Below are 10,781 nucleotides of genomic sequence, written 5' to 3'. Positions count from 1 at the left end.
TCCCTGGGACATCTCCTCTGAGCTGGAACTCAACTGCTGACTGCCTGCGGCTACGTTGTCTGCCGAGGATTTCACATCCCCCACAATGCCCTTCAATTTCTCCACCATCGCCTTCATCGCTGCAAGCAACTGACCCGTCTCGTCTTTACTCTTAACGTCAATGTCCACCCGTAAATCACCGGCGGCAAGGCTCTCCATAACTCCCACGCCCTCACTGAGCGGCCTTGTGATACCGCGGGTAAGGAATAATGCAGTAAAAATACCGAGCAGTATTGCTCCTGCACCAATTCCAAACATAGTATTTCTTGACATCTTATACGTAGCAACAGCTTCTTCATAGCGGATGTTGTTGCGCTCGTAATTATGTTTCAGTAATTCCTCTATCTCACTCAATACGTTACGCTCGGCAGGGCCTCCCTCTTTAGAGAGCAGTTGCGCAGCTTCCGTATCCTTATTTGCGATACCAAACTCGATGATCTTGTTGTTTATTTCCCGATAGCGCGTAATAGACTCTTTAAGCTTATTAATTAACTCCACAGCTTTCGTGTCCGTTTTGGTTGTCATCTCCTCAATTTTTTTGAAGGCATTGGTATATTCCTCCCGGAACTTGGTGACACGCCCACTGTATTCCTGCTTCTTTTCAGCGTTGTCACTAACAATAATATTCCTGACATTGATGCCAATATTCATGATATCTTTCTGCATATCACCAATCGCATCAATTCTGACCACGTTAACCTTCACAATCCGTTCCATATCATCTTCAATCGAAGACATACCCCTGATCCCGATCACAATCAGCACTAACATCAGAACTAACAGTAATCCAAACCCACCACCCAGCCGCATTCCGATCTTCATGTTTTTTAGCATCTTCATTTCTCCTTGAAAATATAGTATTGCGTTCTCCAGCCTAATCGGTTTTCTCTATAGCGTCATAACAGCTCTTCCGCCTCAGCCTTGTGAAAGAGCTTTGCAACATCGATGATTAATGCCACGGTTCCGTCACCCAGGATCGTTGCCCCGGATATCCCCTCTATGCCCTTATAGAATTTACCTAGCGATTTAAGGACAGTCTGGTGCTCACCGATAACCTGGTCCACCACAAACCCGACCCTGCCGGAGTCGGTTCCGGTTATCACGATCTGCTCGATATCAGGCCTCTTGCCCTTAATGCCGAACTCCTCTCTGAGCCGTATATACGGCACGATCTTGCCGCGGACATTGGCAATATGCCTGCCATGTGCAGCTTCCAGATCTTTTTGTGTAAGTTCAACGCATTCTTCGACAGATGAAAGGGTGATAACGTAAAACCCCTCGCCGATCCTCACAAGCAGTCCATCGATGATCGCAAGCGTAAGTGGCAGCTTAAGCGTAATGGTCGAGCCCTGACCCTGCCAGCTGGTAATATCTATCGTTCCCCTCAGTTCATCGATAGCACGCTTCACCACATCCATGCCGACTCCTCTTCCCGAGACATTTGTGACGGTCTTGGCTGTCGAAAAGCCGGGGGCAAGGATCAGCGCATAAAGCTCTTTTTCGGTCAGTTCAGCATCCGGAGATATCAATCCCTTCTCAATTGCCTTGGCCCGGATTGCCTCTGCATCGAGTCCTTTGCCGTCATCGGCGATTTCGATCAGAACCTGGGCACCGGAATGCATTGCCGACAGATGCACATTGCCGGCCCGCGGTTTGCCATTTTTTTCGCGATCAGCCGGCAGCTCTATGCCGTGGTCAATGCAATTTCTGATAAGATGCACCAGCGGATCGTTCAGTTTTTCGATGACCGTCTTGTCCAGTTCGGTCTCTGCGCCGGTCGTGGTCAACTCGATCTCCTTGCCAAGGTCTTTTGAGAGGTCCCTGACCAGCCGCTTGAATTTACTGAAGGTCGTGCCGATCGGCAGCATCCTGATGTTCATGGTCTGGTCGCGAAGCTCCCAGGTAAGCCGCTCCACTTCTTCGGATATGGCAAGCAGTTCAGCCTCATTCTTGCCCGAGGCGGTTTGGCTCAATCGTGCCTGGACCGTGACCAGTTCTCCCACCAGGTTTACAAGACTGTCGAGCTTATCTGAGGCAACACGAATGCTCGAGGTCTGCTCTGTCTTTTCACGCTTTTCGCGCATCTCCTTGATATGCTGCTGTTCGATGAGCGCAGCTTCGATCTGGGCATGGCCCACAACACCGGAATCCACCAGCATCTCGCCGATGCGCTTCTGCGTACCAAGCGCCTTTTTCAGGTCCTCGGCAGTAAGGTCACCTTTTTCTATCAATATTTCGCCAAGCTTCTTGTACCCGCCCTCCTCATCGAACTGGCCGCCGTCGTCAATCACATCGATCCTGATCTCAGCGTCATCCTCAACAAAGATAAAGACATCCTTGATCGCATCTCTCCCGCGGTCAGTGCTCAGGATGATATCCCAGGAGGTGTAACAGGCTTCAGGATCAAGCTCGTCCAGAGAGGGGATATCCGTGGTATGCGCCACAACCTTATGCTCGCCAAACTGCCTCAGTTCCTCAATGAGCGCTACGGGATCAGCACCTGTCCTGAAGATATTTGCGGACGGTTTAAAGCAGATACGATAGGTGATCATTGGGGAGCCATTTTCTGTTGCCTCCGCTATTGAGACCCTGGCCTCCTCCTTCTGAACCGGGGATGCACCCGGCATCATTGCTTTGAGTGAGGCAATAATCTGGCCTGATTTTATGACATCAGCAGGAGCTCCTCCACATGAGGCTTCAAGCATTGTACGGATCTGGTCCCGTGCAGCAAGGGTAAGATCAATCAGCTCCTTGGTCACGCTGATCTTGCTGTTTCTGACCTGATCGTAAACCGTCTCGACCTCGTGGGTAAACCTGGCTATTTCGTCAAATCCGAACATCGCGCCAGACCCTTTGATGGTATGCATGGCCCTGAAGATCCTGCCGATGAGGTCCATGTCATTGGGCGACTCCTCCAGGTCAAGCAGGGCGGTCTCGAGCTCTGAGAGGAGTTCGCTTGCCTCCTCGCGATAGGTCTCTTTGGCCTGATCGATGCTCATTACTGCACGCTCCGATTTTTTTCGACCCAAAGACAGGTGTCTGTCTTCCCCAGTTTGCAGCCCGTGTGTCTTACATAACCGGCAGCTTTAACCGATTTCATAAAGGCAGCAGAGCGGTTTTCATTAATACTCAGTTCCTTGTCAACACCTCCGGCAGTGCGGTGTGCTGAGCAGAGCGTCTGGAGGCAGGCAAGATCGACATCGTCTGCCTGAGAAAAATCAACCCTGACCTGCTGGGCATCATGTAACGCATCGGCAAGGACTTTTTTCATTTCAGGCATCTGTTCTATCGTAACGGCTCCGGAGAACGCTATGTCTGCCATGCCATTGTTTTGTTCAACCCTGTATTCCATATCTGCATCCCTCCTGATCTGTCAGTTATTTCACGAGCTTCTTAACAACACCGACAAGCTGCTCCGGCGTGAAGGGCTTTACGATCCAGCCGGTGGCCCCTGCAGCCTTGCCTTCCTGCTTCTTTGAGTCCTGAGACTCTGTGGTGAGCATGATCACCGGCGTAAACTTGTAGCCCGGCTTCATGCGAAGCTGCTTTATGAGTTCAATGCCGTCCATTTCCGGCATGTTGAGGTCCGTGATGACCATCTCATATTTCGTCTCGTTGTTTGTCTTATCAATCGCGTCCTTGCCGTGCACTGCCGCCGTGACTTCGTACCCGGCAGTCTTCAGTGCAAACGAGACCAACTGCCGCATCGAAGCAGAGTCATCTACAATCAGAATATTCTTCGCCATCTTCTCCCTCCATTGCCTGTCCCTCTATACATGACCCGTTTCTTCATTGCACCGGATCTTTTACGCTCATATCCCCTATATCAGAAAAGGGTTATATTATCGTCCTCTTCAGCACCTGAGGATTCCCCGCCATTGTTGCTGATATCCTGGGGAGTTCGTCCTGCAGCCATAATCGCATTATGCACTTCGCGTTCACTCTCCATGGTATATTGACGCTCAAGTTCCAGCAGTTCCGGCGGCAGCTCTGCTGATTCTTCCCTGATCGTTCCACCCGCCTCGCGGTCCAGGGCCTCTGCAATATCATTGAGTCCTGTTATAAAGCGGCCGATATCAGATCTCATTCTTTCGTTAAACTGTATTCCCTCAACAAGACTCTTTACATCGTCCTTAAGCGTATTGGTTACCGCCGAAATCTCAGCCATCGACGCGAGGAGCTCCTTATCTGCTTCCATGAGTTCACTGCCTGCCTTCAAGGACTCTTCGGTAATGGCCTGTGCAGCAGCAAGCTGATTATTCAGGACTCCCGACAGATTTGCCCTAAATTCAGAAGCCTTTCCGAGAATCGATTCGATTATGCCTGCGCCCCGTTCAATTTCATCTTTTGCATCCCTGGCAAGCAGCTGGATCCTGTCGGCGAGGACTTCAAGGGCACGCCCCTTTTCCCCAGTCCTGGCGACTTTTATGATGGCATTGATCGCAAGAAGACTGATATTTTCGCTGATCGTCTTAATATTCGTAATATGACCGGTCATAAGAGCGATGCGGTCGCTGGCATCAGTTACTGCATCGAGCATTTCCTGAGTCATTTTTTTACATCTGCCGGTAATAAAGGCAAGCTCTTCAAGTTCGTTCCTGATTTTTTCAATAACATCAGAGCCTGATGCTTCTTCATCCAAAATGCTGGAGCTGTCTTCTGCCTGTGCCTCTGCCAGGTCCGAAATTCGTGTCAGATGCACAGCAATACCGGTAGCTGCTGAACCTGCCTGGGATACGACATTATCGAGCTGTGACATCTGAATCCGGATCACATCCCAGAGCCATTTCCTCGCAGACTTCCTGATTGCGCTGTCAGGGCTCTGAGAGGCTTCTGCTGACCGTGCGGCTATCTCCCGCAGCGCATTGCAGACATGCTCCATCTGCTGTCTGCAGATATCATGATACTGCAGGGCCGCAATCACCTTTCCGATCTCCGGTATCATCTGGGCAGAGCGTCCTTCTATTCGTCTGCAGGCCCATGAAGCCCTGTTTTTCATCGACTCCATCTCATCAAGGATAGAATGCATCCTTGCTGTAGCCAGTTCGATATCCCGGGCAAATGCGGTACTGCAGAGCGTCATATCCCCGACAATGAGGGATATGCTCTTTTTTACGTCAGAGCCTGATATCGCAACCTCGGTAGTGCTCTTTGCGATCTGAAGCGCCAGGTCGTCAACAACAGCGGTCATGCTGCTGAAATCAGACCCTTCGAGGCGTGAGGTCTCTATTCTGCTCAGAATCCCTATCACATTGATCGATTTGGAAAGCCCCTCAAGAAACTCACTCAGACCATGAATTTCACCCAGCCGTTCGCCAAGATAACGCATGTCATCGATGCCGGTTGTGATCGCCCCACTGCATGACCCTGTATTTTCAAAGGCCTTGTTAAACAGTGCCTGCATAGCCCCTATTTTAAAACCTTCGCCTCCTTCGACCATCTGAATGATAGATGTGGCAAATCCCGAGTTTCTGGAACAGCCTTCCGAAAGATCATTCAATTTGCCGCCGATCAGAAGAAAGTCACTTTCCGTTGAGCGTGAAAGCAGCTCAAGTTCATCAGCAACTGCGATAAGTTTATCCTTACTTAAAAGGACTTCGGCGCACGACACGATTTCGGCCTCTGCCCCAATCTCCTCAGAGACAGAAGCGATTGCAGGCGCAAGCACTTCATCGCCTTTGGCAAATAAGAGTGATCTGAGGCTGCCGATCAGGGTCATTGGGTCAGATCTCGCCTGCCTTCACTTTTGTATAAAAATTGCATTCCTTGCAGCTGGCAATCTTTTGTGCATGGTCACCCTGTACAACACCGCCGCAGAGGGTGCCTGCAACAAGCCAGCATGACCTTCCGGCAGACTGGACAACGGCAGGGCAGGATTTGTCCCTGTCACGTCCGCATTTCATAAAATCCCAACATTGTGCCCTGGCCATAGAAGCCTCCTTCAGCATGCCTGCTTTATTGTTATTGCATCCCTGTAAAAGCGCTGACACGTATACGTTTTCAATCGTGCAGCACCTTATGAATCATCTTTACCATCTCTGTCGGCTCAAACGGCTTATGCAGCAGCGCGCTGTATCCCTTCTTCTCAAGATCAGAGACGATCGGCTCATCGGCATATCCTGATATGACAATAACCGGTGGCATATCGATTCCATGGGCCTTCACCTCGTCAATCAGTTCCAACCCGGTCATTTTCGGCATCTGGATATCGAGCAGAACGGCATCGAAGGGAGCAACACAACTCTCTTTGATACAGATCATCGAGAGTGCTTCACGCCCGTTCTGAGCTTCACTGGTAATATACCCGGCCTGACGCAATGCTATGCCGGCAGAAAATCGAAAAGCCGGCTCATCGTCTACAATCAAAATGTGTTTTGACATACATCTAATTGTTGCATGACTTATGCCAGATACCATATTTGCTTTTTTACTATATATATCAAACAGTTAATGCAAAAATAGAGAATCAACATAACAGAGCAATTTATTATGTTTCCTAAAGCTCTGGATTCACTATATGAGGCAACTTATTGCGATATAAGGGTTTCAGTGCACTGCAACATTTTTTGCGCTTGCAAAAAATGTCTTAGGGGATCAGGAAAGAGACAGGATTACGAAATGCGGTCTATGGCGAGACTGATGAATGCCGGGAACTGCCTGTTTTACTGCTTTTTTCTAATAAGCCTTTTGTTCAGGGCCTGGCGCGTAAGGCCGAGCATGGAGGCGGCAATACCCTGATTACCATCTGCACGTTTCATCGCCTCAGAAAGCAGATACTCATCAGCCTCCTGGAGTGTCGGGAGTCTGCCCTGAACCTCATACGGAAAGGTTCCCCAATCTCCTGCGCCATCTGACCTCTGAGGCGAAGAAAGGTTCTCCTGCCTGATGATCTCTCTGAAACTTGCAAGGGACAACTGACCATGGTCATGCTGCGACAAGGCGTCATGGACCATTGACTGGAGTTCCCGGATATTTCCGGGGAAATGATAGGAGGACAACAGCGGGATAAGTTCATCAGGAATGACCGGCTCTTTTTTTCCAAGACTCGCAGAGCACTCCTTCACAAAATGATACAGCAGCAGCGGGATATCCTCTGTTCTCTCCCTTAGAGGCGGTAAGGCAACATGATGCGAGCGCAGACGGTAATACAGGTCTTTTCTGAACAACTCTTTTGAGACCATATCATCAAGGTTCCGGTTTGTAGCAACAACAATCCGCGCATCGCTCTGCACAGAGACATCTGAACCCAGAGGAAAGTACGTATGCTCCTGCAGCAGCCTGAGCAGCTTGATCTGCAGGCTCTCTTTCAGATCACCGATCTCATCCAGAAACAGGGTGCCGCCTGCCGCCCTGGCAATAAGACCATCCCGGGCCGAATCAGCACCGGTATAGGCGCCCTTCCGGTGGCCAAAAAGCACATCCGAAAATACCGTTTCATCGATGCCTGCAACATTTAAACCGATAAACTGTCCATTCCTGCTGCTCAGATCATGAACCGCCCGCGCGACAAGCTCTTTGCCGACCCCTGTTTCACCGCTTATCAGCACTGGCTGAGACGATGGAGCAACAACCTCGATATATTGAAAAATAGCATGCATGGCCCTGCTCCTCGTTACGATGGAAGCAAATACCAGTTCATGATCCAACCGCCCCTCAAGAAGATGTCTCTTCAAGGCGGTCACTTCGGATTTCAGCGCAGACAGCTCAAGCGCTTTATGTACCGAAGCCATGAAACGCACCTTCTCTACCGGTTTTACCAGATAATCAAAGGCACCATGCCTCATGCAGTCAACCGCGGTATCAACTTCGTTCAGGCCGGTCATAATAATGACAGGGATATCTGGGTAATCACGGTTCATGCCCGACAGCAATTGCGATCCCGAAACATAAGGCATCGTAAGATCAATAACTGCACAGGAGAACGTCTGTTTTTTGAGAAGATCCACCACTTCCCGACTGTCCTTTATCATGATGACATCTTTGATCCCTGATGAGCGAAGCATAAGACTTGCGGCAAAAAGTGTCTCCTCTTCGTCATCAACCAGCAGAACAGGGGAAAGGGGAAAGGGGACGGGAGACAAACTCCGCTTCACGGTTTTGGTTCCGCCGGCAGCCTGACAATGGCAGTGGCACCGCCATTGGGCTCAGAGATAAACTCCAGAGTACCCCTGTGATCATCGATAATCGATTTGGAGATCGAAAGCCCGAGGCCCGTGCCGCCGGAATCAAGCCTCGTCGTAAAAAACGGTTCGGTAATCTTTTCCAGAACCTCCCGTGAGATACCACACCCTTCATCGCGAACTCTGACTTCTATCATATCGCCGATCACATCGGGATGTATCGCTATTTCAACCCGAGCGCTCCGGTCTCTCAGCGACTGCAGGGCATTCATGATAAGATTGATCATCACCTGCTCAAGCTGCTGATGGTTGCCCCTGACCGCCGGTATCCCTTCTCCAACCGTAATGTCGAAATAATCAGTATGCTTCTTTATCTGATTTTCGAGAATCATGACCGCATCCTGCACAACCTTGCTCATATCTACCGCGGCGTCCAGGGAACCTCTGTCGTTCCGTGCAAAATCCCTCAGTTTCTCCACGATCCCCTTTATACGCTGTGCTCCATCAGAAATGCCTGCAAAAAGCCTCGGAATCGCATCACTCATCTCGGCGTAGGGTAGCCCTGCAAGCCTGTAATCGCCGTGTTTTTGACGGTAATCATCAAGGATTACCTGAATATCTTTCCAGGCATCGGCAAGGATCGAACTGTTGAACATGATGAAATTATTGGGGTTGTTCACCTCATGCGCAACGCTCGAAACCAGCATGCCAAGGGAGTTCATCTTATCCGCATGAATAAGTCTGGACTGCATGATCTTTGCCTCCTGCTCTGCCCGCCTGCGGTCCGTTATGTCACGATGAAATCCGACAACAAGTTTTTCGTCGCCGACCGTAATAAGGCATGTCGCCACATCCAGCAGCACCGTATGGCCTCTTTTATGGTAGTGCTCGACTTCAAACTGCAGCACTTCACCGGCCGTAATGCGCTCCAGCCTTTCAGGGGCAAGCCGGGACGTCTCCGGAGTATCCAGATCCCTGAGGTTCATCTTCAGCATTTCATCACGCGTATAGCCATGCATCTTTGCAAACGAATTGTTCACTGCAGCAATAGAGCCATCAGAAGAGAGATAGAGTATTCCCTCGCTCGCATTTTCAAACAGCGTGCGGTAAAGATATTCACTTTCGCGCACTGCTGCTTCTACCTTCTTGCGATCTGAAATATCTCTGAAAACATGGACTGTCCCCCTTACCTTTCCGTCTGTACCGGGAAGCGGCGAGATCGTGAGCAGGAAGTGTCCTTTCAGGCGCTCGTCATAGATCTCCCCTTCGAAAGACTTGCCTTCATGCATAATGCGGTTATGGGGACAGAAAACGGGCGGATTCAGAGAACTATGCATATATTCGTAGCAATGCTTGCCGATTATGTTTTCAGGCTTCAGGTCCAGGCGCAGAAGCAGTGCCCTGTTTACATGCTGAATACGGTGGTTCTGGTCTACAATCATGATAAGGTCCGGCACTGCGTTAAAGGTCAGCTCCCATTCTTCTTTGGCAGTCTTTAACGCCTCAAAAGCCCGCTTCCGATCGGTAATATTACGCGCAGAGCCTTCAAAATAGAGCAGCGTTCCTTCATCGTTTCTTACCGACCGCATATTGAGAAGAACCGTGATTACGGCGCCTTCCTTCCTGATAAGCCTGCATTCAAAATTGTTGACTGCACCTTCCTTATCCATAAGCCTGACCAACTCGTCACGCCGGGCCGGTTCTGCATAGAGCTGTTTCCTGATACTGGTTATACTGGTGATCATCTCGACGGGTGAAGAAAAGCCCAGCATATGGGCCAGGGCAGGATTTGCCATAAGCACCTGTCCGTCACGAGTGGTCTGATAGATACCCTCTGAGACATTTTCGACTATCGAGCGATACCGTTTTTCAGCAAGCCAAAGAGCGCTTTCAGTATCCCTCCGCTTCCTTTCCTGCTCACGCGCATCGAGCGCGAAAGACAGATTTCTCGCGAGGGATTCAAGGATGCTGACCTCATCGCAGCCAAAGTATGCATGCTCACGGCTGAACAGCCAGATTGCACCAATCGTAAAATTATGGAGCACAATCGGAAAGGCAGCACAGGAATGGTAATGCGGGCGGACAGATCCGCTGCTGAGGGGAAAGGAGCAGGCTTTTGTTGCGCCTTCATTGCAGACAAAAGTTTTGCCTGCTGATAGGGCAGAATTGACGGGACAGCACAAATCATCCGTCCTGTCCTCAGCATGCGGCAGAGAACCCATAAGAATAGTATTAAACCCCTGATACGCCATGGGCGTCATGCGGCCTGATCCTGGCTCTTCCCTGCAGACACAGGCCATCGAAAGCTTTGCGTCTTCGATGGCAAACTGACAAAGCCGGGCATAGATCTTCTCAGGATCATCACTTCGGATAATCGACTCATTCACTTTATTGATAAAGGCATGGAGACGATTGGAGCGTTCGAGTTTAATTTCGCGCTCTTTGATTGTTGTTATCCCGGACCTGTCAGTGTCCATCGATGAAATTGTCTCCCTCATGGCTATAACCTATCGGCAACTATGCGCTATTTCTGTAATTTTAGCAGATAACAAAAGAAAAAAACGGGGCCTTTCGGCGCCTTTTTAAAAAGGGGGTTTGGGGAGGCAGAAACTTCTTCTTTGC

9 protein-coding genes are annotated in these 10,781 nt (G+C 50.0%); all 9 read right to left on the bottom strand.

Annotation, left to right across the window (positions count from 1 at the left end):
* Positions 1 to 879, bottom strand: an 879-nt coding sequence (locus tag HZB31_05845; protein MBI5847463.1) for a methyl-accepting chemotaxis protein, incomplete at its 3' end; no start/stop codon positions are given.
* A 56-nt stretch (positions 880 to 935) separates the two neighbouring features.
* Positions 936 to 3,038, bottom strand: coding sequence for a chemotaxis protein CheA (locus tag HZB31_05840; protein MBI5847462.1), 2,103 nt, complete (start codon positions 3,036 to 3,038; stop codon positions 936 to 938).
* Complete coding sequence (locus HZB31_05835; GenBank protein MBI5847461.1) at positions 3,038 to 3,391, bottom strand: STAS domain-containing protein; 354 nt, start codon at positions 3,389 to 3,391, stop codon at positions 3,038 to 3,040. The genes HZB31_05840 and HZB31_05835 overlap by 1 nt, the downstream gene beginning before the upstream one ends.
* Before the next feature lie 25 nt (positions 3,392 to 3,416).
* Positions 3,417 to 3,785, bottom strand: coding sequence for a response regulator (locus tag HZB31_05830; protein MBI5847460.1), 369 nt, complete (start codon positions 3,783 to 3,785; stop codon positions 3,417 to 3,419).
* A gap of 80 nt (positions 3,786 to 3,865) precedes the next feature.
* Positions 3,866 to 5,758 (bottom strand): methyl-accepting chemotaxis protein, encoded by a 1,893-nt coding sequence (locus HZB31_05825; protein MBI5847459.1) that lies wholly within the window; start codon positions 5,756 to 5,758, stop codon positions 3,866 to 3,868.
* Between the two features lie 4 nt (positions 5,759 to 5,762).
* Complete coding sequence (locus tag HZB31_05820) at positions 5,763 to 5,969, bottom strand: hypothetical protein (GenBank protein MBI5847458.1); 207 nt, start codon at positions 5,967 to 5,969, stop codon at positions 5,763 to 5,765.
* A gap of 70 nt (positions 5,970 to 6,039) precedes the next feature.
* Positions 6,040 to 6,420: a response regulator gene (locus tag HZB31_05815; GenBank protein MBI5847457.1), complete on the bottom strand. Its 381-nt coding sequence runs from the start codon at positions 6,418 to 6,420 to the stop codon at positions 6,040 to 6,042.
* Positions 6,421 to 6,701: 281 nt separating this feature from the next.
* Positions 6,702 to 8,120 (bottom strand): sigma-54-dependent Fis family transcriptional regulator, encoded by a 1,419-nt coding sequence (locus HZB31_05810; protein ID MBI5847456.1) that lies wholly within the window; start codon positions 8,118 to 8,120, stop codon positions 6,702 to 6,704.
* A gap of 8 nt (positions 8,121 to 8,128) precedes the next feature.
* On the bottom strand, positions 8,129 to 10,636 hold the full coding sequence (locus HZB31_05805) for a PAS domain S-box protein (GenBank protein ID MBI5847455.1): 2,508 nt from the start codon (positions 10,634 to 10,636) through the stop codon (positions 8,129 to 8,131).
* Between the last annotated feature and the right edge of the window lie 145 nt (positions 10,637 to 10,781).

This window comes from Nitrospirota bacterium (assembly GCA_016235245.1).
GTDB lineage: Bacteria > Nitrospirota > Thermodesulfovibrionia > Thermodesulfovibrionales > UBA6898 > UBA6898.
This window is presented reverse-complemented; position numbering and strand designations above follow the sequence as displayed.